The sequence below is a fragment of the Mesorhizobium sp. WSM4840 genome (assembly GCF_055811755.1).
The window spans coordinates 60,033-85,080 of record NZ_JBVVQD010000010.1 but is presented as its reverse complement, the minus strand read 5'-3'; the positions used below and the strand labels follow the sequence as shown (position 1 = coordinate 85,080).

The following is a 25,048-nucleotide window of genomic DNA, read 5'->3' as shown; positions in this document are numbered from 1 at the left end:
CCGGAACGCAACAGGTTCCGGACGCCCCTCGGGAGGATTCTAGTCGACCGGGCAGGCGCCTTCGGACGGCTTATCGGGTGCCCAGCACGGTGCCTTGGCTTGGTCGATGAGGGCCTTCAGCGCCGTCGCCTGTTCCTCGATCACGCCACGCACATCCTGGCCACCGAGCACGATACGCTCGAAACTGTCGACATAGACCTGGTTGAACTTGCCGCCGAGATCGCCGAGTCCCATCGGCAGCAATGCCGGCAGCGCATCCGGCGCACCGGTCATGGTGGCGATCACCGGGCCGAAGGCTTTCACCGAGGCCGGCATGTCGTCGGGCAGATTTACGTCGACCACGGGGAAGAAGTTGGTGGCCTTGAGCGTCGCGATCTGCGTTTCCGGCTTCAGCATGTAGGCAACCAGCGCCTTGGCCTTGTCCATGTCCGGCGAGGTCTTCGGAATGGCGACGCCGGCGACCACCGGCATGTAGCCGCGACCCGCCGGGCCGGCTGGCGCCGGGAAGGCGACGAACTCGTCGGGCCTCTGGTTGAACGCATCGGCAAGCCGCGCCACGTGGTCGAACGCCACCCACACTTCGCCGGTGAGCAGCGGCTCCTGCATGAAGGCATAATTGGTCGAATTCGGGTTGGTGTACTGCCACAATTCCTTGAACTTGTTCCACGCGGTCTCGGCCTCCGCCGAGCGGAACTTGGTCACCATCGAGCCGGTGTAGGACGGATAGAGAAAACCCTCGAAGAAACGGTGCTTCAGCCCCTTCGGTCCGGCCGGGAAGCCGAATTTCGGCGAGCCGGTCTTCTCGGCGATGTTCTTCGACCATTCGATCAGCTGGTCATAGGTGATTTTGTTGAGATCGGCGCCGGCCGGCAGATATTGCAGCGCCTGCTTGTTGGCCGCCATCAGGAAGGTGGCCTGCATCCACGGCAGATATTTCTGTTCGCTTGTGCCGAGCATGCCGAGCTTCTTGTAGGCCTCGTTGAGCTTGACGCCGCCGATATCGACGCCGGACAGATCGACAAGGTTCGCGCCGACCGTGGAGAAGTCGCCATGCAGGCCGCCGAGCACGCCGATGGTGCCGGAGCCGGCCTGCAGCTCGGCCTGGAGGCGGGTGAGCCAGGGCCCGTCCTCGGCGACTTGGTAGTCGACCTGGCCGTCAAACGACTTCAGCACTTCGCTGCGGATTTTCTGCGTCTCCTCCACAGGCCGCGCCTGCGTCGACCAGAACAGCACCTGGGCCTGCGCGCCGCCGATCGCGATCGACAGCGCGAGTGCGGCGCCGGCCAATGTCTTCAACACATTCATCGTGGTCTTCCTCCCTGGTTTATGCGCCGCCCCAGCGTCAGTTTTGTCCTGTGGGTGCCGGTCCTATGGGTGCCGGGCCATGGCTTGCCCGCGAAACCAATGTCGGCCGGATCAGCCGTGTCAGCGGCGCGGCGGACTTGTCGCCGATGACGGTCAACAGCATCTCGCCGATCTCGCGCGCGCATTGGCGGATCGAGGCATCGAATGTGGTGAGGCCGGGCGGCGCATAGGCCGAGGCGGCGATGTTGTCGAAGCCGATGACGGAAAGGTCGCGAGGGATGACCAGGCCGGCGCGGGCGGCCTCTTCCATGACGCTGAGCGCCAACTCGTCGAACAGCGCGACGATAGCCGTCGGCCGCTCGTCAGCATGCAGCAGCCGGTTGATGGCCTGGATGCGGGCGCCGCGATCGAAGCGCGGCGCCGTCGCTACATCGAGCCTGACCGACGGATCGCCTCGGCGCGCGATCGCTGCGGCGAGCCCGTCTTGCCGCAGATGGCGAAACGTCATCGGCTCGGCGATCGTCACCAGGCCGAAATGGCGGTGCCCGAGATCGTAGAGCATGTCGAAGGCTTCACCGAAGGCGTGCGCGCCATCGGTGTCTAGCCAGTTGTAGGCGAAGTCGGTGTCGAGCAGCCGGCCATGGGCGACGAATGGGAAATTGCGCTGGCGCAGATAGGCGAGCCGTTCGTCGACCTCGGCGATGCGGGTGACGACGACGCCATCGGCGCGTCCGGATTCGACAACATGGCGAAGCACGGAAAGTTCCGACTGGCCTTGCGCCGCGGCGGCGAGGATCAGGTCGGTGCCATGCGAAACCAGCCCTTCGCCAAGCCCGGTGACGAATTCGCCAAGGAAGGAATCGACCAGATTGGGGCCGCGGATCGGCAGCACCATGCCGACAAAGCCGCTGCGGCCTGAGACCAGCGTGCGGGCTGCCGTGTTGGGCACGTAACCGGCCTGGCGCGCGGCTTCAGTGACGCGCTCGCGCGTCTTCAAGGCGATCTGCTGATGGCCGGCAAGCGCCCGCGACACCGTGGTGATCGACAGGTCGAGCTGCGCGGCAAGTTCCTTGAGCGTGGTGACGCGGGCCGGCACCGATCCTCCCGAACAAAGTGTTTGAAGCGTTTGTAATGGGTTTCGGTCAGATTGCAAACGTTTTAAATCCCGGCCGAGCCAATGAGGTGTCGATGGCTTTACAACGGGCCGAACCCTGTTTTTGGCCCGCTTAGCGTGATTTGAACCACGTGGCGCTTGACTCCGACGACACCTTGTGAAAAATTTTGCATCAACTGATAAAAATATCTTAGGGCGGAAATGGTTGGTTTTGGAAACGGCCTCCTGCGCGACGATGAAACCAGTATGGCGACGCGCGCCGCCTGGCTTCATTATGCTGGCGGCCTGACCCAGTCGGAGGTCGCCAAGCGGCTTGGCCTGACCAGCCTCAAGGCGCATCGCCTCATCACCAAGGCCAATCAGGAAGGGCTGGTCAAAGTCTATATCGACGGCGAAGTGTCGGAGTGCGTCGCGCTTGAGGACGAATTGTCCAGCCGCTACGGTCTCAACTATTGCGAGGTCGTTCCTGACTTCGATGGCGAAGACCTGCCGCTCAAGGCGCTCGGCATCGCTGGCGCGCAGTTCCTCAAGCGTGAGATCGAACGCGGCGAGGACACGCTGATTGGCGTCGGTCATGGCCGCACGCTAGCCGCCTGCGTCGAATATCTGCCGCGCATATCTGCCGAAAAGACCCGCTTCGTCTCACTGCTTGGCGGCCTGACGCGCAAGTTCTCGGCCAATCCGCACGACGTCATTCACCGCCTGGCCGAACGGACCGGCGCGGAAGCCTATGTGATGCCGGTGCCGATGTTCGCCAACACGGTCGAGGATCGAACCGTGCTGCTCGGGCAGAAGGGCATCAGTGAGGTCTTCGATCTCGGCAAGGCCGCCGACCTGCTCATTGCCGGCATCGGCACCGCCGAGCGCGAGGCGTCGCTGGTCGCCACCGGCATGATCGAAAAGGGCGAAATGGAAGAGATCCGCCGAAAGGGCGGCGTCGGCGAACTGCTCGGCCATTTCTTCGACGATGCTGGAAAGGCGGTCGAGACGACGCTTTCCAACCGGGCGCTGGCGCTGGCGCGCGAAGACATCAGCAATCGCAGGATTGTCGCCGTTGCCGGCGGCAAGGTGAAGGTTCGTGCCATTAAATCGGTGTTGGAGGGCCGCTATCTCAAGGGCTTGGTCACCGATGAGCGGACGGCGCGATCACTCGTGGAGCAGACGCCGGTCGGGTAGCCGGCAGCCATTCGATTGAAACTACCCTGTGGAGGAGAAGACACATGCATGAGAAAGAAAAAGACCTGATCGATGCGTTCCTGCGCGGACAAGTTGATCGTCGTGGGCTGATCAAGGGTCTTGGCGCGATGGGCCTTGCCGCTGGCACGGCCGGCACGCTGCTCAATCTGGGGCAGACCCGTGCGCTGGCGGCGGACTTCGACTGGCAGGCGCACAAGGGCAAGACCATCAAGCTCTTGCTCAACAAGCATCCTTACGCGGATGCGATGATCGCCAACCTTGAAAACTTCAAAAAGTTGACCGGCATGGAAGTCGTCTACGACGTCTTCCCGGAGGATGTCTATTTCGACAAGGTCACCGCTGCGCTGTCGGCCAGCTCGCCTGAATACGATGCCTTCATGACCGGCGCCTACATGACCTGGACCTATGGCCCGGCCGGCTGGATCACCGACCTTAACGAGTGGATCAAGGATCCGACCAAGACCAACGTGAACTATGCCTGGGACGACTTCCTGCCCGGTGTCAGGAAGTCCTGCGCCTGGAACGGTCAGCCTGGCGGCGTGCTCGGTTCCGACGACGCCAAGCAGTGGTGCATTCCGTGGGGCTTCGAACAGAACAACATCACCTACAACAAGGGTATGTTCGACAAGGTCGGCGTCAGCGTTCCCGGCAATATGGACGAGATGGTCGCTACGGCGGCCAAGCTCACCAAGGATGTCGGTGGCGGCGTCTACGGCATCGGCGTGCGCGGCTCGCGCTCCTGGGCGACGATCCATCCCGGCTTCCTGTCGGCTTACGCCAATTTTGACCAGAAGGACCTGAATGTCTCGGCCGACGGCAAATTGTCGGCCGCGATGAACACCGCCGAATCCAAGGCATTCCACAAACAGTGGGTCCAGATGATCCAGGAGAGCGGCCCCAAGGACTGGTCGACCTACACCTGGTATCAGGTCGGCACCGATCTCGGCGCCGGCGCCTCGGCGATGATCTACGACGCCGACATCCTCGGCTACTTCATGAATGGCGGCGACAACAAGATGGCCGGCAAGCTCGCCTTTTCAGCCTTCAAGGCCAATCCCGCCGCCAAGGCGCCGACGCCCAACATCTGGATCTGGTCGCTGTCGATGTCCAATTTCTCGAAGGACAAGGACGCCACCTGGTACTTCATGCAATGGGCATCCGGGCCCGAGCATGCACTGTTCGGTGCGACCAAGATGGACTTCGTCAATCCGGTCCGTCAGTCGGTCTGGAACGACCAGATGTTCCGCGAGAGGCTGAACAAGAGCTATCCGGGCTATGTCGAGATGTTCGACATTTCGGCGCCCGGCGCCAGCATCAAGTTCACCCCGCAGCCGCTGTTCTTCGATCTCACCACCGAATGGGCGGCGACGCTGCAGAAGATGGTGGCCAAGGAAGTGCCGATCGACGAAGGCCTCGACATGCTGGCCACCAGCGTCGACGGCCAGCTCAAGGAAGCCGGGCTCGGCTGAGTCCTGGCGGCCGGCTGACCCGCTTCTGCGGGCCAGCCGGCCATTCCACTGCGAAGCGGCGCCTGGAGCATCAGACCCAAAAGTGGAGACCGGTTTTGGGAAAATCCGATGCTCAAACACTGGCGGTGCCGCCACTCGCCCAACCGGCCGCCTAGCTCCCTGGGCGGCCGGCAGGGCGAAGCAACAGAGATGACGGGTGAGCAACGATGACTGCGGCGACAATGCAAAGAAACAGGCCTTCCGGCTTCAGGATCAGCAAGAAAGTGCTGCCCTATGTCCTCAGCCTGCCGGCCTTGCTCGTCTGCATCGGCATCCTGATCCCGTTCTTCACATCGGTCGTCTATTCGTTCCAGCGCTACCGGCTGAGCCAGCCCTGGGCGCGGCAGTTCAACTGGGGCGACAACTATATCTCGTTTTTCACGGACCCGAGGTTCTGGAACACGCTGGAGATATCGCTGCTCTATGCCGGCATCACCGTGCTGCTCGAACTGCTTCTCGGTCTCGGCATCGCCATGCTGCTGCAGAAGCGCTCGACGCTAAACAACTTCATCTCGATCATGCTGTTGATGCCGCTGATGACGGCGCCGGCGCTTGCCGCGCTGATGTGGAAGCTGATGACCAATCCCGGCTTTGGCGTGCTGAGCTATCTCGCCAGCCTGATCGGACTGCAGGATTTCCGCTGGGCCTCGTCGCCGTCGACCGCGCTTTTCACGGTGGTCCTTGTTGATATCTGGGTCTACACGCCCTTCATCATGATCCTGCTGCTTGCCGGCCTGCGCAGCCTGCCGACGCAGCCCTTCGAGGCGGCAGCACTTGACGGCGTGCCGCGGAGTTTCGTGTTCTTCCGCATCACCTTGCCGATGCTGACACCCTACATCCTGACGGCGACTCTGTTCCGTCTGCTGGATTCCATCCAGCAGTTCGACATCATCTATGCCATGACCCAGGGCGGTCCGGGCGATACGCTGACTGTCTTCCAGGTCGAGGCCTACCTCAACTTCTTCCAGTCGACCAATGTCGGCCGCTCGGCGGCGCTGATGATCATCCTGTGGGCGATCACCTATTTCCTCTCGAACATCTTCATCAAGAACTGGCTGCGGCTGCGCGAACGCGCTCGCGGCCAGGCATAGGAGGCTGAGATGGAACACACCTCGCTTCTCGAACGCATCCTGCGCGGCATAGCGCTGACGCTGGTCGTGATCTTCTTCATGTTCCCCATCGTCTGGATCCTCATGATGTCCTTCCAGACCAACGAGACCATCCTGCGGATTCCGCCGCAGCTTGTCTTCAAGCCGACGCTGGCCAACTACACCGCACTGATCACCGGAAAGCTGACGACGGCAGCCGGCACGCTCGACATCGCCTTCATGCGCAACCTCTGGAATTCGGTGTTCCTGTCGGTCACCTCGGTCGCCGTCGCGCTGCTGCTCGGCGTTCCCGCCGCTTACGCCTTTGCCCGGCACAAGTTCCGCGGGTCGGAGGACATTGCCTTCACGCTGCTGTCGTTCCGGTTCGCGCCGGCGCTGCTGGTGCTGCTGCCGCTGACCCTCTATTTCCAGAAACTTGGACTGGCCAACACCTATATCGGGCTGATCTGGGTCTATCAGCTGATCTGCCTGCCGCTGATCCTGTGGATCGTGCGCGGCTATTTCGAGGACATCCCGGCCGATATCGAATATGCCTATCGCATTGCCGGCCATTCCTGGTTCGCCACCTTCCGCAAGATCGCGCTACCGCTCGCCGGCCCCGGCATTGCGGCGGCCGGCCTGCTCGCCTTCATCTTCGCCTGGAACAATTTCGTTTTCGCCCTCGTGCTCGCCTCGGCCGACAAGCAGCCGGTGACAGTCGGCGCGCTCGCCTTCATCACCTCCTCCGGCATCCAGTACGGCCAGATCTCGGCAGCGATCGTGCTGTCGATCACCCCGACGCTGGCGCTTGCGCTTTACGCGCAGCGCTATCTCGTCGAAGGCCTGTCGCTCGGCGCGGTGAAAGGATAGCTCCGATGGCCAGCCTTGAATTGCGAAATGTCGTCAAACGCTACAAGAGCCAGACTGTGCTCGACAATCTGTCGCTGAGCGTCGCCGATGGCGAAACCCTGGTCCTGTTCGGACCGTCCGGCGCCGGCAAGACGGTGCTGCTGCGGCTCATAGCCGGCGTCATCGACCCCGATGAAGGAAAGATACTTATCGGCGGCGAGGACATGACCGACCTTGACGCCGAGTTCCGCGGCGTCGGCATGGCGTTCCAGAATTTCGCGCTGTTTCCGCACATGACCGCCTTCGACAACATTGCGACACCGCTTCAGGCCAAGCGATCGTCGCAAAGTGCGATGAAGTCGGGCGTCGAGAGCGTTGCCAAGCTGCTGAAGATCGGCCACGTGCTCAGCCATAAGCCACGGGCGCTGTCCAACGGCCAGAAGCAGCGCACCGCACTCGCCCGCGCTCTGGTCGGCGCGCCGCCGGTGCTCCTGCTCGACGACCCCTTGCGCAACGTCGATGCCAAGCTGCGCTTCGAGATGCGGCTCGAACTGCCGAGGCTGCTGGCCGACCGTGGCGCGACCGTCGTCTACGTCACCCAGGACTACAAGGAGGCCATGGCGCTCGGCGACCGCATCGCGGTGATGTCGCAAGGTGTCATCAAGCAGCTCGGCACGCCCGAGCAGATCTATCGCGAGCCGGCCAACATCGAGATCGCGCGGCTGTTCGGCGATCCGACGATCAACCTGCTCGACGTCAAGCCGTCGCGCGATGCCAAGGGCATCTATGTCGGCCTGTCGAATGTTCAGGTCCATCTGACGGGCGCCTATGACGCGACGGTCGGCCGCGATTGCGTGATCGGCTTGCGGCCCGAAGCGCTGCGCTTCGTCGACGAAGGCACGCCCGTTGCCATACCGGTGACCGTCGAGGCGGAGACGCCGCTCAACGAAAAGATCGTCACACTGGTGCGCACCGTGCGCGGCCGCGAAATCCTCGTCTCCCGGCCGGCCGGAACACCGGGTCAAACCGAGGGCAGGGCCCACATTGCCGTCGACGGCAAAAGTGCGCTGCTGTTCGATCATGCCAGCGGCGATCGCATCGGCGCCAGCAACGTGGTCAATCTGCGCAGCGGAGAAGCGGCATGAGCCAGAGCGCACTCGCCATCTCAGGCGTCGACAAGTTCTACGGCCCGATCGACAGGGGCGTGCACGCCGTCCAGAACCTGACGATCGAAATTGACAAAGGCGAGATCGTCGCACTGCTCGGCTCGTCCGGCTGCGGCAAGACCTCGACATTGCGCATGATCGCCGGCTTCGAGGAGGTCTCGCGCGGCACCATCTCGGTCGCCGGCCGCAAGGTGCATGCGCTGCCGCCGGTCAAGCGCAATGTGGCGATGGCGTTCGAGGGCTATTCGCTCTATCCGCCGCTGACCGTGCGCGAGAACATGGCGTTTGCGCTGAAGGCGGCCAAGCTGCGGAAAAGTGACGTCGATGCGAAAGTTGCCAGCATCGCCAAGCTGCTCGAAATCGAGGACGTTCTTGAGCGCTATCCGAGTTCCATCTCCGGCGGCCAGCAGCAGCGCGCCAGCCTCGGCCGGGCGCTGATCCGCGAGGCCGACCTGCATCTGCTGGACGAACCGATGGGCCAGCTCGAACCGCAGCTTCGCGCCGTGCTGCGCGGCCGTATCAAGCACTTCATCAAGGAGCGCGGCCTGACCGCGATCCTGGTCACCCACGACCAGACCGAGGCCAACGCGCTTGCCGACCGGATCGCGGTGATGGAAGGCGGCGTGTTGCAGCAGTTCGACACGCCCGACATGCTCAAGCAGCGGCCGGCCAACCTGTTCACCGGCACCTTTGTCGGCGAGCCGCCGATGAATGTCTTCGAAGCCTATGTCGGCACGGCTGCCGACAAGATCAATCTGCGACTGCCCGACGGACTTTCGCTCGATTATGACAAGGACGCGTTCAGCGGCTCGGTTCGCGACGAATTGCTCAAACGGCAGCGGGTCGTCATCGGCATCAGGCCCTATGCTGTTCGCCGCTCGAAGGACGGCGTGCCGGCCACGGTTTCGGCCAACCAATGGCTCGGCGACCAGACGCATATCGCGGCGGATTTCGCCGGCGGTTCGCTGGTCCTGGTCGAGCACGACCGAACCCGCCTGGAGCTTGGCGCGCCGATCAATATCAGCATCGATCCGAAAAACCTGCACGTCTTCGATCAGTCCAGCGGCATGGCCATTTCGCACGGCATGGAGCTCGCCTGATGCGGGATGTGCTGATCGGCATCGACGCCGGCACGTCTGTCATCAAATCCGTCGCCTTCGACACGGCGGGCCGGCAGCTCGCGGCTGCGGCGGTGCCGAACCGGTATGAGACCTTGCCGGGCGGCGGTGCCGAGCAGGATCTGGCGCGCACCTGGGCCGATACCGCGACCACCCTGCGCGAACTTGCCGACAAGGTTCCGAACCTCGCCAGCCGCACCATCGCGATCGCCGTGACCGGACAGGGCGATGGCACCTGGCTGATCGACAAGGACGGTGAACCGGTCGCCAAAGGCTGGCTGTGGCTCGATGCGCGCGCTGCCGCGATCGTCGAGGAGATCCGTGCGCGGCCCGATGACCGGCTTCGTTTCGAAAAGACCGGCAGCGGGCTCGCCGCCTGTCAGCAGGGGCCGCAGCTTGCCTTCATGAAGCGCAGCGCGCCCGACAGGCTTGCCGGCGCCGCGACGGCATTCCATTGCAAGGACTGGCTCTATTTCAAGCTGACCGGCGAACGCGCCACCGATCCGTCGGAGGGCACCTTCACCTTCGGCGACTTCCGCACCCGTGACTATTGCGACGAGGTGCTTGAGGTGCTCGGCGTCACCGACCTCAGGCATCTGCTGCCGCCGATCGTCGACGGCACCAGGCATAGCGCGGGCTTGTCGGCGGCGGCTGCCGAAGCGACCGGGCTGCTTTCCGGTACGCCGGTGGTGCTGGCCTATGTCGACGTGGCCTGCACCGCGCTCGGCGCCGGCCTGCTCGACCGCGCGCGCAAGCCCGGCTGCTCCATCATCGGCTCCACCGGCATGCATATGCGGCTTGCGCAGACGCCGGACGAGGTGCTGCTCAACGAGGCGGCGACCGGCTACACGATGACGATGCCGGCGCCCGGCGTCTTTGCGCAAATGCAGTCGAACATGGCGGCTACGCTCAACATCGATTGGGTTCTGGGTCTGGCCTCCGGCATTCTCGCTTCGCAAGGCATTACGCGCACCAATGGCGAGATGATCGCGCTGGTCGATGAATGGATATCGTCATCGGAGCCCGCATCGCTGCTCTATCAGCCCTACGTGTCGGAGGCCGGCGAGCGGGGGCCGTTCGTCGATGCCAATGCCAGGGCCGGCTTCGTCGGCATTTCGTCGCGGCACGGTTATGCCGACATGGTCCGCGCCGTTTTCGAGGGACTGGCCTTCGCGTCGCGCGATTGCTATGCCGCCATGGGGCCGCTGCCGAGCGAAATCCGGCTGACCGGCGGTGCGGCCAGAAGTCCGGCTCTGCGCAAGATCCTGGGTGCTGTCGTCGGCGCCGCCATTCGCACCAGCGAACGCGAGGAAGCCGGTGCGGCGGGCGCCGCGATGATCGCTGCGGTCTGCGTCGGCCAATACAAGTCGATGGACGAATGCGTCGGCGAGTGGGTCACGCCGCTGCTGGGTGCGGCGGAGCCGAGCGACCCAAAACTTGCCGCGATCTATGAGCGGGCGGTTCCGTCCTACACTTTGGCGCATGAGGCGCTGCGGCCGGTCTGGCGATCGATGGCCGCATCCAGGGCAAACTGAGAAGTCGAGCATGCGCAGGAAGATTGCAATCATTGGCGACCGCTTCATGCTTCCCGAGGTGTTTCGCGAGAAAATCGAGAACGCCTGCGGCGACAATCTCGACATTCGCACCCTTGAGGCGGCCTGGCCCGACGAGCCGATGGAATTCGGCAATGCGGCGCTCGGCCTCGACAAGGTGAAGGAGTATTTTGGCGATCCGGACGAGGTGGTCGATTTCATTGGCGACGCCGAGATATTCGTCACCCAGCTTGCGCCGCTCTCCGAGACCATGATGCAGCGTCTGCCTACGCTGAAACTGGTTGCGGTCTCGCGCGGCGGCCCGATCAACATCGACATGGGCGCCGCCAGGGCCCACGGCATCACCGTCGTCAATGTGCCCGGCCGCAATGCAAGTGCTGTGGCCGAGTTCACCATCGGCGCCATCCTTGCCGAGACGCGGCTGATCCGGGTCGGGCACGAAGCCTTGCGCAAGGGGGAATGGCGCGGCGATCTCTACCGCGCCGACCGTACCGGCCGCGAGCTGAATGAAATGACCGTCGGCGTCATCGGCTACGGCAATATCGGCACCCGACTGGTCCGCCTTTTGCGCGCCTTCGGCTGCCGAATTTTAGTGTCCGACCCCTATGTGCAACTGAGCGCCGAAGACCGCATTGCCGGCGTTGAACTGGTCGCGCTCGACGATCTCCTGTCCCGCTCCGATGTGGTCACGCTTCATTCCCGAGTAACCGAAGAGACCCGCGGACTGATCGACAAGGACACCATCGCGCGGATGAAGCCGGGGGTGATCTTCGTCAACACCGCGCGCGGGCCGCTGGTCGACTACGACGCGCTTTACGATGCGCTGGTCTCAGGCCATATCGGCAGCGCGATGCTGGAGACGTTTGCGGTCGAGCCGGTGCCTTCCGACTGGCCGTTGCTGCAGCTTCCGAATGTCACGCTGACGCCGCATATCGCCGGCGCATCGGTGCGCACGGTGACTTATGCCGCCGAGCAGGCGGCCGAAGAGGTGCGCCGCTTCATCGCCGGGCTCCCACCGGTCAACCCATGCTGAAGATCGCGGCAGCCATGAAGCACAATCGAGGCACTGAGGACCCGGCGAGATGAATGGCGCCACTGAAATCGTCGACCTGTTCGTCATCGGCGGTGGCGTCAACGGCGCCGGCATCGCACGCGACGCGGCCGGCCGCGGCCTTTCCGTCATTCTGTGCGAGAAGGACGATCTGGCCGAAGGCACCAGTTCGCGATCGGGAAAGCTCGTCCATGGCGGCCTGCGCTATCTCGAATATTACGAGTTCCGGCTGGTGCGCGAGGCACTGATCGAGCGCGAAGTGCTGCTTGAATCGGCTCCGCACATCATCTGGCCAATGCGCTTCGTGCTGCCGCACAGCCCGGACGACCGGCCTGCCTGGCTGGTCCGGCTCGGCCTGTTCCTCTACGACCATCTCGGCGGCCGTAAGCGGCTGCCGGCCACCCGCACGCTTAACCTGCGCACCGCGCCCGAAGGCGCCCCGATCAAGGATGCGTTCAAGCGCGGTTTCGAATATTCCGATTGCTGGGTCGACGACGCCCGTCTCGTCATCATCAATGCGCTCGACGCTGCGGAACGGGGAGCCAAGATCTTCACCCGGACCGCCTGCACCGCCGCCCGCCGTGAAAACGACCTGTGGTCGGTCGAGATGCGCGACAGCCGAACCGGCGTCAGGACGACGGTTCGGGCACGGGCACTGATCAACGCCGCCGGCCCCTGGGTCAATGACATCATCAACCGCGTGGCCGGCCAGAACTCCAAGCGGAATGTGCGCCTGGTCAAGGGCAGTCACATCGTCGTGCCGAAATTCTGGGAAGGGCGGCAGGCCTATCTCGTCCAGAACCGCGACAAGCGCGTGATCTTCATCAATCCCTACCAGAACGATCTGGCGCTGATCGGCACTACCGACATTCCCTATGACGGGCGGCCGGAAGATGTGAAGGCTGATACCAGCGAGGTCGACTATCTGATCAGGATCGTCAATCGGTACTTCAAGCGCGAACTTGCCCATAGCGATGTCATCTACTCGTTTTCCGGCGTCCGGCCGCTCTATGACGACAACGCCGACAATCCGAGCGCGGTGACGCGCGACTATATTTTCGAGCTCGACGCGTCGGCCGGGCAGGCGCCGCTGCTCTCCGTCTTCGGCGGCAAGATCACCACCTTCCGCAAACTGGCCGAGCACGCGCTGGACCGGATCGCCCCGTTCTTTCCGAAAATGGGCAAGCCATGGACGTCGAAAGGCTATCTGCCGGGCGGCGATATCGCCAATGCTGACTTTGAGCAGTTTCTCGGCGATCTCGGCCGCGAATATCCCTGGATGCCGGCATCGCTGGTCAAGCATTATGGCCGGCTCTACGGCACCAGGACGCGCGTGCTGGTCGGTGCGGCCAAGTCGCTCGCCGATCTTGGGCGGTGCTTCGGCAAGGATTCTTTCGAACGCGAGGCCAATTATTTGTTCGAGCATGAATGGGCGCTGACCGCTGCCGATATTCTCGAACGGCGCACCAAGCACGGCCTGCATCTGTCCGCCGCAGAAAGAGCCGCCTTCGAGGACTGGTGCGCGAGCCGACTGGTGAAAGCAAGCTGATGGCCTTTACGCTTTCCCTCAACACCAATCCGCTGGTCAACCGTTTCGCCGAACCGGACGATCTGATCGACGCGATCGCCTATGACATCGGCATCAGGGACGTGCAGCTCACGCACGAATTCGTCAATCCCGGCTGGCCGGCGGCGACGATCTCGAAATTCGTCCGCCTGTTCCGCACCGCGCTCGACCGCACCGCTGTGCGCGTAACATCGGGGATGACCGGTCCCTACGGGCGGCTCAACCATTTTGGCCATCCGGACGCCGACGTGCGCCGCTACTACGTTGATTGGTTCAAGACCTTTGCCGACATTTCGGCCGAACTCGGCGCCAGCGGCATGGGCACCCAGTTCGCGATCTTCACGCATAGGGATTTCGACGATCCGGACCGTCGCGCGCGGCTCTTCGACATCGCGCTGGAATGCTGGCGCGAGGTCGCCGAGCACGCCAAGACGGCCGGATTGACCTATCTGTTTTGGGAGCCGATGTCGGTCGGCCGCGAATTCGGCCATACGATCGAGAGTTGCCGGGCACTGAACAACGAGATCGAAGCAGCCGGCATGGCCATTCCGTTGAAGATGATGGTCGATATTGACCATGGCGACGTGACCTCGAGCAACCCGGCCGACATCGATCCCTATGCCTGGGCCGAAGCCTTTCCCAGGGTATCGCCGATCATCCACATCAAACAGTCGTCGATGAACAAGGGCGGCCATTGGCCGTTCATCGCCGCCTACAACAAGGACGGCCGCATCACGCCGGAAAAGCTTCTGGAGACGGTTCGCCGCGGCGGCGGCGTCGACAACGAGATCTGCCTCGAACTGTCGTTTCGCGAACGCGAGCCGGTCGACCACCAGGTCGTCGCCATGATCCGCGAGTCGGTCGACTACTGGGCGCCGTTTATCGAGACCGGCAGGGCGGCGATTTTGCCGCGAACCGAGTAGAACCGGCGGGGCAATTGGACGAATCCCCCTCACCCGGATTGCCAACCGAATTGCGAAGGGCAATTCGGGGCAATCCGACCTCTCCCCGAGGGGAGAGGAGATCGCCGGCGTTGCCGCCAGCCTCTTCTCCCCAGCGGGGAGAAGGTGGCCGCGAAGCGGCCGGATGAGGGGGAGCCTCACTCAGCCGAATTTCGGGTCGAGACTGCCCGACTTGTAGCGCTTGGCCATTTCCGAGACCGGCAGCGGCTTGATCTTGGGGGCGTTGCCGGCGGTGCCGAACTGCTCGAAGCGCTCCTTGCACAGCTTCCTCATCGCGGCCATTGCCGGCGTCAGATACTTGCGCGGGTCGAACTCGCTCGGGTTTTCGGTCAGCACCTTGCGGATCGCGCCGGTCAGCGCCATGCGGTTATCGGTGTCGATGTTGATCTTGCGCACGCCGTGCTTGATGCCGCGCTGGATCTCCTCGACCGGCACGCCCCATGTCGGCTTCATCTGGCCGCCATATTTGTTGATGATCTCCTGCAGCTCTTCCGGCACCGAGGACGAGCCGTGCATGACGAGGTGCATGTTCGGCAGGCGGCGATGGATCTCCTCGATCACATTCATGGCCAGAACCGCGCCGTCCGGCTTGCGCGAAAACTTGTAGGCGCCGTGGCTGGTGCCCATGGCGACGGCCAGCGCGTCGACATGCGTGTCCTTGACGAACTGCACCGCCTGCTCCGGATCGGTCAGCAACTGGTCGTGGCTGACGGCGCCTTCGACGCCGTGGCCGTCTTCCTGTTCGCCGCCGCCCATCTCCAGGGAGCCGAGAACGCCGATCTCGCCTTCCACCGACACGCCGCCCCAATGCGCCATATCGACGACGCGCCGCGTGATACCGGAATTATGATCGTAATCGGCCGGCGTCTTGCCGTCTTCCTTCAGCGATCCGTCCATCATCACCGAGGTGAAGCCATACTGGATCGCGGTCACGCATGTGGCTTCGTTGTTGCCGTGGTCGAGATGCATGCAGACCGGGATATCGGGGTGGATTTCGACCAGCGCGTCGATCAGCTTGGCCAGCACGACGTCGTTGGCATAGGCGCGGGCGCCGCGGCTCGCCTGCAGGATAACAGGCGATTTGGTCTCCTCGGCGGCCTCCATGATGGCGAGGCCCTGTTCCATATTGTTCATGTTGAACGCAGGCACGCCATAGCCGTGTTCGGCGGCATGGTCGAGCAATTGTCTCAATGTGATGCGAGCCACCCAATAGTCTCCCGTATTTGATTTCAAGCCTATGGTTGCGAGCCGTTCGTTCGTCGTTCAGCCCACTGATGCTTCTGGCCGGATTTCCGGAGAACCGCAACCTTTGGCCAAGGCGCCGGGAGCAATTCTTGTTACAAGACAGCAATCGAAAGCGAATAATATCCCAAAGAAATGTAACATGATCACAAAAATTTAGATACCTATGCGATTTCCTCTGTTATAATGGCTTTCGCTCGCCGTTTCCGCCACCGCGGATTCGCAGCGGACTGGAATTCAGGAAACAGGCTGGGCAATGAAGAGCGACGGCCGGCGGCAAGGCATCATGGATTTTCTGATGGACACTGGCACGGCGAGTGTCGATGAGCTTGCCACGCGCTTCGGCGTGTCGAAGATGACCGTGCATCGCGATCTCGACGAGCTCGAGGAAAGCGGCTTCCTGCGCAAGGTGCGCGGCGGCGCCTCGATCCAGCCGAGCGGCCTTTTCGAGAGTGATTTCCGCTACCGTCAGAAGCAGGCCGCCGAGGAGAAGCAGCGCTTGGCGGTTGCCGCCGTGGCGATGATCGAACCGGGCCAGACGGTGATCATCGACGACGGCTCGACGGCGGGCGGCATTGCGCGCCACCTTGCGGATCTGCGCCCGCTGACGGTGATCTCCAACAATCTGGCCGTCATCCAGGATCTGGCAGGCGTTGGAGGGATCACCCTGATCGCGCTCGGCGGCCAGTACAGCAAGAAGTTCCACGGTTTCTTCGGCCTGCTTGCCGAGGACACGTTGAGATCGTTGCGCGCCGATGTGGCCTTCCTGTCGTCGTCGGCCATCCACGGCGCTTCCGCCTTCCACCAGGACCAGGAAGTGGTCCACACCAAGCGGCTGATGATGGCCGCCGCCGCCCGCAAATATCTGCTGGTCGATCACGGCAAGTTCGGCCGCACGGCCCTGCATTTCCTGACCGATCTCAAGGCGTTCGACGCCGTCTTCACCGGTCGCGAACTGGAAACCCAGATGCGCGAGGCGCTGGATGGCGCCGGTGTTTCGCTAACGCTAGTCGAGAAGGACTAGACCATGATCCCGAAAAGTGGGAACCGGTTTTCGGAAAAGATCATGGTCAAAGAAGGAGATAGAGCCCCATCCCGCTTCGCGGGATGGAACAGGCTCTAGAAGGAGGACGCGTGGTTTACTGGGTCGGCACAAGCTGGAAAATGAACAAGACGCTTGCAGAGGCGACTGACTTCGCCAAGGCGCTGGCGGGATTCGTTCCCGGTCTCGACGACCGCATCCAGCCCTTCGTCATCCCGCCCTTCACGGCGGTCCGCGAGGTCAAGAAAGCGTTAGCGACGACGCGGGTCAAGGTCGGCGCCCAGAACATGCACTGGGCCGACGCCGGAGCCTGGACCGGCGAGATCTCGCCGGTGATGTTGAAAGACTGCGGGCTCGACCTCGTCGAACTCGGCCATAGCGAACGGCGCGAGCATTTCGGCGAGACCGACCATGCGGTCGGCCTCAAGACCGCCGCGGCGGTGAAGCACGGGCTTGTGCCGCTCATCTGCGTCGGCGAGACATTGGCGCAACGCAACAGCGGCCAGGCCGACGCGGTGTTGGCCATGCAGGTGCATGGCGCGCTGCAATACCTCGAAGGCCAGGCAAAGGCGGCGACGATCGTGTTTGCTTACGAACCGGTCTGGGCGATTGGCGACAAGGGCATTCCGGCAAGTGCGGACTATGCCGATAGGCAGCAGGGGCTGATCAAGAAGATCGCCGGCGATCTTCTGCCGGCCATACCGCCGGTGCTTTATGGCGGCAGCGTCAATCCGCAAAATGCCGCCGAGTTGATCGGCCAGCCTCATATCGACGGACTGTTCATTGGCCGCTCCGCCTGGCAGGCGGATGGTTACATCGACATCCTTCAACGCGCCTCGGCGGCGATCTGAATCAATCGAATAGGAAAGGACAGAAAAAATGAAAATAGCCATTGGAGCCGACAGTGCCGGCAAACCGCTGCTCGACGTCATTGCCGCGCATCTCGCCACCAAACCCGGCCTCGCCGTCAGCGACCTCAGCCAGGCGGGCTACTATGCCGACCTGTCGCAGAAGCTCGCCCAGACCATCCTCGACGGCGAGAACGATCGCGGCATTCTGTTTTGCGGCACCGGCATCGGCGTTTCCATCTCGGCCAACAAGGTGCCCGGCATTCGCGCAGCACTCACCCATGACACCTATTCGGCGGAGCGCGCGTCCAAATCCAACAATGCCCAGATCATCACCATGGGCGCCCGCGTCATCGGCCCGGAACTGGCCAAGTCGATCGTCGACGCCTGGCTCGCATCGGAGTTCGACGAAAAGGGACCGTCGGCCGGCAATGTCCAGGCGATCGACAGGCTCGATGCAGCTGGGCTAAGCCAAGCTTTTCTGCATTGCGCCGATGACGGTGACTGCCGACGCGGCGCCAGGGTCCACGTGCCCGAGTGACCGCTCGCCGAGCCGCGACGAGCGGCCCTTCGCGGCGATCATATCCTTGGTCGCCTCGGCGCCCCGTTCGGCTGCTTGAAGCGCTGCCTCAAGGCTTTCGGACACGGTCTTGCCTGAGGCATGCGCGGCCGCCGCTGCTTGCGCCGCCGGCAGCCAGGCGTCGACCATCGTCTTTTCGCCGATCTCCGCCTTGCCGCGATCCTGGATGCCTTGCGCCATCGCCTGGAACAGGGCGATGAAATCGGCACCCGCCAAGGTCGCCTTGCCCTTGACGGCGGCCGCGCCGCGCATGAAGGCCGTCGCATAGAGCGGGCCTGACGAAGCGCCGACGGCGTTGAGGAACGATTTCGCCGCGGTGTTGAGGAGAGCTGTCGGCTCGGTCGCCGAAAGGTCCAGCGGCGCCAGCGCATCGCGCACCGCACCGAAGCCGAGCGCCATCGCGATGCCGTGATCGGCGTCGCCGATGACGCCGTCGAGCTGGCAGAGCCGGTCCTTGTCGACTTCGATCGCCACCGCGATCGCATCGAACATTGTTTTCAAGTCGGCCGTATCGATGGATGTCATGGATGCTACTTTCATCCGGCGCGGAACATGGCGCAGTCGCAAGGATGGTCGAGCATCGTCTGCAATTCGCCGTCGACATGCATCAGCGTCACCGAGGCGCCGGCCATTTCGAGCGAGGTGCAATAATTCCCGACCCAGGTTGCATGAACTGACACACCGATGTCATCGAGCCTCTGCTTGGCGCGCCGATTCATGATGTAGAGCTCCATCAGCGGCGTCGAGCCGAGCGAATTGATGAGCACGGCGACCTTGTCGCCACGCGCCGGCGCCATCTCGTCGAGGATCTTGTCCAGCATCTCATCGGTGATCTCGTCGGCCGTTTTCAGCTTTCCGCGCGCGATGCCCGGCTCGCCATGGATGCCCATGCCGATCTCCATCTCGTCGGGCCCGATTTCGAAATTCGGCCGGCGGGTCTGCGGCAGCGAACAGGGCGACAGCGCCACGCCCATGGTGAAGGTGTGATCGTTGGCCTTCCTGGCGATACGCTGGCATTCGTCGAATGACAGCATCCGGTCGCAGGCGGCACCCGCAGCCTTGAAGATGAAGAAATTGCCGGCAACACCACGGCGCTTTTGCCTCTGGTCACGCGGCGCCGATGCGACGTCGTCAGTGGTCAGCACCGTGCGCACCTCGATGTCGTCCATCGCCGCCATCTCTGCGGCCATATCGAAATTCATCACGTCGCCGGCATAGTTGCCGTACATGAACAGCACGCCGGCGCCGCCGCTGGCCGCCTTGGCGCATTCGAGGATCGGGTCCGGCGGCGGCGACGCAAAGACGTTGCCTATTGCCGCCGCGTCGGCCAGCCCCTTGCCGACGAAGCCGAGGAATGTCGGCTCGTGGCCGGAGCCGCCGCCGATGACGAGGCCGACCTTGCCCTGGCGAGGTCCATCGCGGGCGATGATCGAGCGTGGGCTGCCCTCCGCGCTTTTGAGATGGCGGGGATGCGCGGCCAGGATACCCTCCAGCATCTCGTCGACAGTGCGGTTGCCGTCGTTGATGATCTTCTTGGTCTGCACTTGCATCCTCCCGATTTCGGTATTTTCGCAGATAGTACAGCGTGTTACCGGGATTTCTACCCAGGGACGGACATTTCACGCGGCAATACGTTCCCGCGCGGCCAGGATCTGCATGCAGGCGTGGGCTGCCTCTTTTGCCCCTGAAGTGCTCGAAGAAGAAGCGGTGGGAAGAGCTGATAACTTGCCCCGTCAAATGGCGATCACCGGCAAGGCAGGCAGCAGCTTGTCCAAGGTGATGGGAAATTCACGCACCCGCACGCCGGTTGCGTTGTAAATGGCGTTGGCGACTGCAGCCCCTGCACCGCAGACGCCGAGTTCGCCGAGACCCTTCGCGCCAAGTGGATTGGCCTTGTCGTCATGCTCCTCGAGGAAGACGACCTCCATCTCGGGGACGTCGCCGTTGATCGCGACGTGATACTCGGCAAGGTCGTGATTGACGAAGTGGCCATAGCGCGGATCGAGCACCGTCTGTTCCATCAGCGCCGCACCGATCCCCCAGGTCATGCCGCCGATGATTTGCGAGCGCGCAGTCTTGGCGTTGAGGATACGGCCCGCGCCTATCACCGCCAGCATCCGGCGCATGCGGATCTCACCGGTATCGCAATCGACTGCGACCTCGGCGAAATGCGCGCCATAGGAATGCTGCGAGTAAGCCTTGTATGACTGGGTGGTAGCGCCTGCGGCTATCGAGCCTTCGGCCTCGAACCCGTCGGGAGCGATCCGCCGGATGAGATCGGCCAGACTTGCCGACCTCTGGCCGACCCTCACCTCGCTGTTAGCAAAGCTTGCCTCGGTGGCGTTCGCGCCACGCAACGGTGAGGCCTCGCTCGACTGCGCCGCCTTCAGGATCCGTTCCTTGAGGGCGTTGCAGGCGTTGTGCAGCGCCGACCCCGCGCTCGCCGCGCCCCAGGACCCGCCTGAGCCGGCGGTGCGCGGGAAGCGGCTGTCGCCAAGCTCCACTTTGATGGACGAGATCGGCAGACCGAGGCTGTCCGCAGCGATCTGGGTCAGGATCGTATAAGTGCCGGTCCCGATATCCGTCATGTCGAGCCGCGCCGTCACCCGGCCGTCCCGGTCGATCGCAACCCGCGCCGTCGCCGCGCCGATGTAGTTCGGACGGATCGCCGCCGCCATGCCGTAGCCGATGAGCTTGCGGCCCTCTCGGGTGCTGCCCGGCGTCGGGTTTCTCCGCTGCCAACCGAAACGGCTGGCGCCTTCCTCCATGCAGGCGACGAGGTTGCGGGTGGAGAACGGCACGCCGCGCTCGGGATCCTGTGCCGGTTCGTTACGGATCCTGAGTTCGATCGGGTCCAGGCCGAGCCGCTCAGCGAGCTCATCCATGGCGCATTCGAAAGCCAGCATGCCGGGCGCTTCGCCGGGCGAGCGCATCCATTCGCCACGGTTGATATCCAGCGGAACCAGGCGATGGCGGGTGACACGGTTCGGCGCCGCATAAAGCGAGCGGGCAAAAACTGCCGTTTGCTCGCAGTACTCCTCGAAGCTGGACGTTGCCGACCAGACGTCGTGCGCGATCCCGGTGAGCCGCCCGTCGGTGTCCGTACCGAGACGTACCTGTTGGATCATCTCTGCGCGGTGACCGGCATTGGCAAACATCTGTTGTCGCGTCAGCGCGATCTTGACGGGACGCTGCAGGACCTGCGCTCCAAGCGCGGCCAGGATTGTATCGGAATGGGCAATCAGCTTGGAGCCGAAGCCTCCGCCGATGAAGGGGCTGATGATGCGCACACGCTCGGGCGGAATGCGAAGCGTGCTTGCGACCCCCGCCCGGAAATTCGCCAAGGTCTGCGCCGATGTATGGATCGTCAGCTCGTTGCCTGACCAGGCGGCGAGCGTCGCATGGGGTTCCATCGGATTGTGATGTTCGAAGGGCGTCCGGTAAGTAACATCGACCTTGACCGGAGCCGCGGCAAAGGCGCTCTCGAAGTCGCCGACCACGCTGTCGGTCTCGAAGCCGGCATTGGTCCGTTTTGGTGCGTAGGCGTCGGCCACATGCGCCGGCAAATCGTAGAGGCCCGGCTCCTCGTCGTAGCGCACTTTGATGAGGCCGGCGGCAGCACGTGCCGCCTCGAACGTCTCCGCAACGACCAGCGCGACGGGTTCGTCGTAATAGCGCACCCGCTCGCTGTTGAGCGCGGGCCGGGCGCGGGTGAAGACCTCGGGCACCGTCGGCGTGACCGCCGGACCGAAATCCGGCTGGGCCGGCGCATTCCGGTGCGTCATGACGAGCAGCACTGCCGGCGCTCGTTCGGCTTCGGCCGTGTCGATCTCGGCAATGCGCCCCTTGGCGACGGCGGCGCCGAGAATATAGCCAAAGGCGGTACCCTCCAGCGTATTCTCGTAGGCGTAGGTGGCATCGCCTCTCACCTTGAGCGGACCATCGATGCGATCGAATGGACGCCCGATGACGCCGCTGCGTGTTTCGCGAGAACGGTTTGAGGTCTTCGTCTCTGTCATCATGTCACCTCACGCACTCTCGGCGGCAGCAGCGAGCGTGTGCCGCATCGTCCGTTTCGCCAGCGGGATCTTGAAATCATTGCCGCCATGCCCGACGGCTCCGGCGAGCGCGGCTTCGGCCGCATCGGTAAAGGCGCCGTCGGACGCCGCGGCTCCTGCGAGCGTGCGCTCCGCCTCCGTTGCGCGCCAGGGCTTCGCTGCCACGCCGCCCATGGCGATCCGAGCGCTTCGGATACGATCGCCGCTTTTCTCGACGATTGCTGCCACCGACACTAGGGCGAAGGCGTAGGAGGCACGGTCACGCACCTTGCGGTAAACCTGCCGGCCGGCCGGCGGCGGCGGCAGGGTGACCGCGGCGATCATCTCGCCGTGGCCGAGCGCGGTCTCCACATGCGGCGTCGCCTCGGGCAATCGATGGAGATCGCCGATCGGGATCGTGCGGGTCTCGCCGCCGGGCGATATGGTCTCAATCCTGGCGTCGAGCCCGGCCATGGCGACGGCCATGTCGGAGGGATGGACCGCGATGCAGGCTTCGCTCGCGCCGAGTACGGCGTGCATGCGATTGAAGCCCTGCAGCGCCGCGCAGCCCGAACCTTGCTCGCGCTTGTTGCAAGGCATGTTGCGGTCGTAGAAATAGGGGCAGCGCGTGCGCTGCAGGAGATTGCCGCTGGTCGAGGCCTTGTTTCGTATCTGGCCGGATGCTCCCGCCAGCAGCGCTTGAGTGAGCATCGGATAGCGCGATCTCACCCGCGGATCGGCGGCAAGATCGCTGTTGCGGACCTGGGCGCCGACCCGAAGCCCGCCTGCCGCCGTTTCCTCGATTCGATCGAGCGGCAGCCGGCTGATGTCGACCTGATGCGCTGGGCGCTCGATCTCGAGCTTCATCAGGTCGAGCAGATTGGTGCCGCCGCTGATGAATTTGGCGTCCGGCCGCGCCGCGACCGCGGCAGCTGCCTGCTCAGCACTTGCCGCACGTTCATAAGTGAAGGACTGCATTGCTCACGCCCCCTCTGCCGCATCGCGGATTGCAGCGACAATGTTCGGATAAGCGGCACAACGGCAGATGTTGCCGCTCATCCGCTCGCGGATCTCGGCATCGGTGAGGGCGATGGAAGCCGCCGCCACGTCGGCGCTCGCATGGCTCGCCCAGCCGGCCCTGGCCTCGCCCAGCATACCGACCGCGGAGCAGATCTGGCCCGGTGTGCAATAGCCGCACTGGAACCCATCGCGGGCGACGAAGGCGGCCTGCACCGGATGCAGCCGGTCACCCTCGGCAAGGCCCTCGACCGTGGTGATCTCGTCGCCTTCATGCATTGCGGCAAGCGTCAGGCAGGAATTGATCCGGCGCCCATCGACGAGCACCGTACATGCGCCGCACTGGCCGTGGTCGCAGCCTTTCTTCGAGCCGGTGAGGCCGAGATGGTTGCGCAGCGCGTCGAGCAGCGTCGTCCGCGGGTCGAGCTCGACGGCAATATCCTTCGCGTTGATCCGCAAGGATATCAGCATCGTCGGCGCCGGCGTCTGCGAGGCGGCCGCGGTGACGGCGCCGGCCGGCTCCGGGTATACTGGTATACCGGTAGCCAGGAGCACGCCGGTCGCCACCCCGCCCTCCAGAACCGTTCGACGAGTCGGCCCGTTTCTGATGTCTGTTTTGGCCATGCATGATCTCCCAGTCGCAATGACAAGAACGGAAGACGGCGACTTGACCCGATGGCGTACCGTCGGGTTCTGTCACTCATCGACCCTGGAGGAGGTGGGAACGCGCGCGGCGGCTTTCTTTCAAGAAACCGGCGGCAATATCAGGATTCCGGAGAAGAATTCACCCGATAGGCCCGAGGTGTCATGCCCCTGAGACGCCGGAAGGTCGTGGTGAAGTGGCTCTGGCTTGAAAAGCCGAGGCGAAAGGCAATGCTGCCGATCGACAAACCCGTTTCGCGCAGCAGCGTCTCCGCTCGCCGCACGCGTTCCTCGATCACATAGGCATAGGGTGCAAGCCCGGTCGTTGCCTTAAATCGGCGTGCAAAACTGTCGACGGCCATGTCCGCGACAGCCGCCAACTCGCTTAGCGAAACGTCGGAATTCATATGCGCATCGATGTAAGCCCGAACTCGACCAAGCGCGCGACGGCTGAGACAGCCGTGACGTATAGACGGGGGTTGCTCCCGGTTCAGGTTGGCCACGCGGAGGCTGACGAGGGCGACCAGATGCTCGACATAGGCAGTGTCCGGCTTGTGACCGAGCGCCATCTCGTCGCGAAGCGAACTCAGCAGCGTGGCGATCACCACGTCTTTTCTGTTCACCAGGATCGGCAGGTCTCTCAGGCGCTCGCATCCAGGAAGCCTGATATCGGGATCGATCCACAAGGCTGAGTAGGAGAGGTTTACGTCGCGATAGAAGCCCTGCCGCTCCGCGCCTGCGGGGACGAAGGTGAGGGCTCCGGGACGGTCCATGCCGTCGTAGAGGGATCTTGCCTCGTGCCGGATAGATGTATGGGAGGTTCCGCCTTCGTCGGTCAGCACGATCAGATGATGAGGGGCTGTCCAGCGGAGTTCCGCCTCCCGGCACGCCCATCGCCGATTGTCGAAAACGATCGAGGAGCTGCCCCATGACGCGGTTTGCAGTGGCTCCGACTTCTCCTCCTGGCTCCGAACCCGTCCGTCGCCAAGCAACGGTCTGAATGACATCGCGGCATCCCGCTGGTTCACTCGGCGGGGCCGTGGCCAGCCCCGGCCTGAGCGTTCTGCGCCGCCCCGCCGCTACGCATACGGCGGTTTATGTGGGACAGGCATCGTGCGTTGGTAACCGCGCCGTGTTCAAGAAGTCGTGAGATCAGGCAAAT

The 25,048-nt window shown here is 63.5% G+C and carries 22 protein-coding genes; 13 read left to right on the top strand and 9 right to left on the bottom strand.

All coding sequences use genetic code 11. The features are described 5' to 3' along the window. Positions 1–39: 39 nt before the first annotated feature. Together AC0L3I_RS15560 and AC0L3I_RS15555 are read right to left on the bottom strand one after the other, a co-directional pair. Entirely contained in the window at positions 40–1,305 is a 1,266-nt protein-coding gene (locus tag AC0L3I_RS15560) for an ABC transporter substrate-binding protein (protein ID WP_473527440.1), read from the bottom strand. Between the two features lie 37 nt (positions 1,306–1,342). Further along, the gene (locus tag AC0L3I_RS15555) at positions 1,343–2,401 is read right to left on the bottom strand and encodes a substrate-binding domain-containing protein (RefSeq protein WP_473527439.1); all 1,059 of its coding nucleotides are present in this window, start codon (positions 2,399–2,401) and stop codon (positions 1,343–1,345) included. A gap of 219 nt (positions 2,402–2,620) precedes the next feature. Here AC0L3I_RS15555 and AC0L3I_RS15550 point away from each other — a divergent pair, with 219 nt between their 5' ends. The 10 genes from AC0L3I_RS15550 (at position 2,621) to AC0L3I_RS15505 (ending at position 14,439) form a co-directional block, all read left to right on the top strand. Next, positions 2,621–3,595, top strand: a complete 975-nt coding sequence (locus tag AC0L3I_RS15550; RefSeq protein ID WP_473486058.1) for a sugar-binding transcriptional regulator — start codon at positions 2,621–2,623, stop codon at positions 3,593–3,595. A 44-nt stretch (positions 3,596–3,639) separates the two neighbouring features. Further along, on the top strand, positions 3,640–5,085 hold the full coding sequence (locus tag AC0L3I_RS15545) for an ABC transporter substrate-binding protein (RefSeq protein ID WP_473527438.1): 1,446 nt from the start codon (positions 3,640–3,642) through the stop codon (positions 5,083–5,085). A 206-nt stretch (positions 5,086–5,291) separates the two neighbouring features. After that, on the top strand, positions 5,292–6,215 hold the full coding sequence (locus tag AC0L3I_RS15540) for a carbohydrate ABC transporter permease (RefSeq protein ID WP_077381507.1): 924 nt from the start codon (positions 5,292–5,294) through the stop codon (positions 6,213–6,215). Positions 6,216–6,224: 9 nt separating this feature from the next. Then, entirely contained in the window at positions 6,225–7,082 is an 858-nt protein-coding gene (locus AC0L3I_RS15535; RefSeq protein ID WP_095518160.1) for a carbohydrate ABC transporter permease, read from the top strand. Between the two features lie 5 nt (positions 7,083–7,087). After that, positions 7,088–8,206, top strand: a complete 1,119-nt coding sequence (locus AC0L3I_RS15530) for an ABC transporter ATP-binding protein (RefSeq protein WP_473527437.1) — start codon at positions 7,088–7,090, stop codon at positions 8,204–8,206. After that, positions 8,203–9,327: an ABC transporter ATP-binding protein gene (locus tag AC0L3I_RS15525; RefSeq protein WP_473527436.1), complete on the top strand. Its 1,125-nt coding sequence runs from the start codon at positions 8,203–8,205 to the stop codon at positions 9,325–9,327. The genes AC0L3I_RS15530 and AC0L3I_RS15525 overlap by 4 nt, the downstream gene beginning before the upstream one ends. Next, positions 9,327–10,880, top strand: a complete 1,554-nt coding sequence (locus tag AC0L3I_RS15520; protein ID WP_473527435.1) for an FGGY family carbohydrate kinase — start codon at positions 9,327–9,329, stop codon at positions 10,878–10,880. The genes AC0L3I_RS15525 and AC0L3I_RS15520 overlap by 1 nt, the downstream gene beginning before the upstream one ends. A gap of 10 nt (positions 10,881–10,890) precedes the next feature. Next, positions 10,891–11,931 carry a 2-hydroxyacid dehydrogenase gene (locus AC0L3I_RS15515; RefSeq protein ID WP_473527434.1) on the top strand — a complete coding sequence of 347 codons (1,041 nt, stop codon included), beginning with the start codon at positions 10,891–10,893 and terminating at the stop codon, positions 11,929–11,931. Between the two features lie 49 nt (positions 11,932–11,980). Continuing rightward, positions 11,981–13,498: a glycerol-3-phosphate dehydrogenase gene (locus AC0L3I_RS15510; RefSeq protein WP_473527433.1), complete on the top strand. Its 1,518-nt coding sequence runs from the start codon at positions 11,981–11,983 to the stop codon at positions 13,496–13,498. Continuing rightward, positions 13,498–14,439 carry a sugar phosphate isomerase/epimerase family protein gene (locus tag AC0L3I_RS15505; RefSeq protein WP_473527528.1) on the top strand — a complete coding sequence of 314 codons (942 nt, stop codon included), beginning with the start codon at positions 13,498–13,500 and terminating at the stop codon, positions 14,437–14,439. Before AC0L3I_RS15510 ends, AC0L3I_RS15505 begins: the two co-directional genes overlap by 1 nt. Before the next feature lie 180 nt (positions 14,440–14,619). Here the strand turns inward: AC0L3I_RS15505 and fba are convergent, their stop codons facing one another. Beyond that, positions 14,620–15,684 carry a class II fructose-bisphosphate aldolase gene (gene fba, locus AC0L3I_RS15500; RefSeq protein WP_473527432.1) on the bottom strand — a complete coding sequence of 355 codons (1,065 nt, stop codon included), beginning with the start codon at positions 15,682–15,684 and terminating at the stop codon, positions 14,620–14,622. Positions 15,685–15,976: 292 nt separating this feature from the next. On the opposite strand from fba, the gene AC0L3I_RS15495 reads away from it, so the two are divergent. The 3 genes from AC0L3I_RS15495 to derI all read left to right on the top strand — a co-directional run bounded on the left by AC0L3I_RS15495 (position 15,977) and on the right by derI (position 18,151). Beyond that, positions 15,977–16,744 (top strand): DeoR/GlpR family DNA-binding transcription regulator, encoded by a 768-nt coding sequence (locus AC0L3I_RS15495; protein WP_473527431.1) that lies wholly within the window; start codon positions 15,977–15,979, stop codon positions 16,742–16,744. 83 nt (positions 16,745–16,827) lie between these two features. Further along, the gene (locus tag AC0L3I_RS15490) at positions 16,828–17,613 is read left to right on the top strand and encodes a triose-phosphate isomerase (RefSeq protein ID WP_473527430.1); all 786 of its coding nucleotides are present in this window, start codon (positions 16,828–16,830) and stop codon (positions 17,611–17,613) included. 28 nt (positions 17,614–17,641) lie between these two features. Then, entirely contained in the window at positions 17,642–18,151 is a 510-nt protein-coding gene (gene derI, locus AC0L3I_RS15485) for a D-erythrulose-4-phosphate isomerase (protein WP_473527429.1), read from the top strand. Here the strand turns inward: derI and dhaL are convergent. From dhaL to AC0L3I_RS15455, 6 genes are all read right to left on the bottom strand, one after another. Then, a complete protein-coding gene (gene dhaL / locus AC0L3I_RS15480) occupies positions 18,077–18,715 on the bottom strand; it encodes a dihydroxyacetone kinase subunit DhaL (RefSeq protein WP_473527428.1) in 639 nt (212 codons plus the stop codon). The genes derI and dhaL overlap by 75 nt on opposite strands. A gap of 11 nt (positions 18,716–18,726) precedes the next feature. Then, entirely contained in the window at positions 18,727–19,734 is a 1,008-nt protein-coding gene (locus tag AC0L3I_RS15475) for a dihydroxyacetone kinase subunit DhaK (RefSeq protein ID WP_473527427.1), read from the bottom strand. A 189-nt stretch (positions 19,735–19,923) separates the two neighbouring features. After that, the gene (locus AC0L3I_RS15470) at positions 19,924–22,209 is read right to left on the bottom strand and encodes a xanthine dehydrogenase family protein molybdopterin-binding subunit (protein ID WP_473527426.1); all 2,286 of its coding nucleotides are present in this window, start codon (positions 22,207–22,209) and stop codon (positions 19,924–19,926) included. Between the two features lie 9 nt (positions 22,210–22,218). Beyond that, entirely contained in the window at positions 22,219–23,205 is a 987-nt protein-coding gene (locus AC0L3I_RS15465) for an FAD binding domain-containing protein (RefSeq protein ID WP_473527425.1), read from the bottom strand. Positions 23,206–23,208: 3 nt separating this feature from the next. Then, complete coding sequence (locus tag AC0L3I_RS15460) at positions 23,209–23,868, bottom strand: 2Fe-2S iron-sulfur cluster-binding protein (protein WP_473527424.1); 660 nt, start codon at positions 23,866–23,868, stop codon at positions 23,209–23,211. 140 nt (positions 23,869–24,008) lie between these two features. Next, positions 24,009–24,893, bottom strand: a complete 885-nt coding sequence (locus AC0L3I_RS15455; RefSeq protein ID WP_473527423.1) for a helix-turn-helix domain-containing protein — start codon at positions 24,891–24,893, stop codon at positions 24,009–24,011. Positions 24,894–25,048: the final 155 nt, after the last annotated feature.

Bases quoted from the DNA above. Each gene is read 5' to 3' on its own strand.
- AC0L3I_RS15560 (WP_473527440.1), bottom strand. From the start codon at position 1,305: ATGAATGTGTTGAAGACATTGGCCGGCGCCGCACTCGCGCTGTCGATC.
- AC0L3I_RS15550 (WP_473486058.1), top strand. From the start codon at position 2,621: ATGGTTGGTTTTGGAAACGGCCTCCTGCGCGACGATGAAACCAGTATG.
- AC0L3I_RS15545 (WP_473527438.1), top strand. From the start codon at position 3,640: ATGCATGAGAAAGAAAAAGACCTGATCGATGCGTTCCTGCGCGGACAA.
- AC0L3I_RS15540 (WP_077381507.1), top strand. From the start codon at position 5,292: ATGACTGCGGCGACAATGCAAAGAAACAGGCCTTCCGGCTTCAGGATC.
- AC0L3I_RS15535 (WP_095518160.1), top strand. From the start codon at position 6,225: ATGGAACACACCTCGCTTCTCGAACGCATCCTGCGCGGCATAGCGCTG.
- AC0L3I_RS15530 (WP_473527437.1), top strand. From the start codon at position 7,088: ATGGCCAGCCTTGAATTGCGAAATGTCGTCAAACGCTACAAGAGCCAG.
- AC0L3I_RS15525 (WP_473527436.1), top strand. From the start codon at position 8,203: ATGAGCCAGAGCGCACTCGCCATCTCAGGCGTCGACAAGTTCTACGGC.
- AC0L3I_RS15520 (WP_473527435.1), top strand. From the start codon at position 9,327: ATGCGGGATGTGCTGATCGGCATCGACGCCGGCACGTCTGTCATCAAA.
- AC0L3I_RS15515 (WP_473527434.1), top strand. From the start codon at position 10,891: ATGCGCAGGAAGATTGCAATCATTGGCGACCGCTTCATGCTTCCCGAG.
- AC0L3I_RS15510 (WP_473527433.1), top strand. From the start codon at position 11,981: ATGAATGGCGCCACTGAAATCGTCGACCTGTTCGTCATCGGCGGTGGC.
- AC0L3I_RS15505 (WP_473527528.1), top strand. From the start codon at position 13,498: ATGGCCTTTACGCTTTCCCTCAACACCAATCCGCTGGTCAACCGTTTC.
- AC0L3I_RS15495 (WP_473527431.1), top strand. From the start codon at position 15,977: ATGAAGAGCGACGGCCGGCGGCAAGGCATCATGGATTTTCTGATGGAC.
- AC0L3I_RS15490 (WP_473527430.1), top strand. From the start codon at position 16,828: ATGGAACAGGCTCTAGAAGGAGGACGCGTGGTTTACTGGGTCGGCACA.
- derI (WP_473527429.1), top strand. From the start codon at position 17,642: ATGAAAATAGCCATTGGAGCCGACAGTGCCGGCAAACCGCTGCTCGAC.
- dhaL (WP_473527428.1), bottom strand. From the start codon at position 18,715: ATGACATCCATCGATACGGCCGACTTGAAAACAATGTTCGATGCGATC.
- AC0L3I_RS15470 (WP_473527426.1), bottom strand. From the start codon at position 22,209: ATGACAGAGACGAAGACCTCAAACCGTTCTCGCGAAACACGCAGCGGC.
- AC0L3I_RS15465 (WP_473527425.1), bottom strand. From the start codon at position 23,205: ATGCAGTCCTTCACTTATGAACGTGCGGCAAGTGCTGAGCAGGCAGCT.
- AC0L3I_RS15460 (WP_473527424.1), bottom strand. From the start codon at position 23,868: ATGGCCAAAACAGACATCAGAAACGGGCCGACTCGTCGAACGGTTCTG.
- AC0L3I_RS15455 (WP_473527423.1), bottom strand. From the start codon at position 24,893: ATGTCATTCAGACCGTTGCTTGGCGACGGACGGGTTCGGAGCCAGGAG.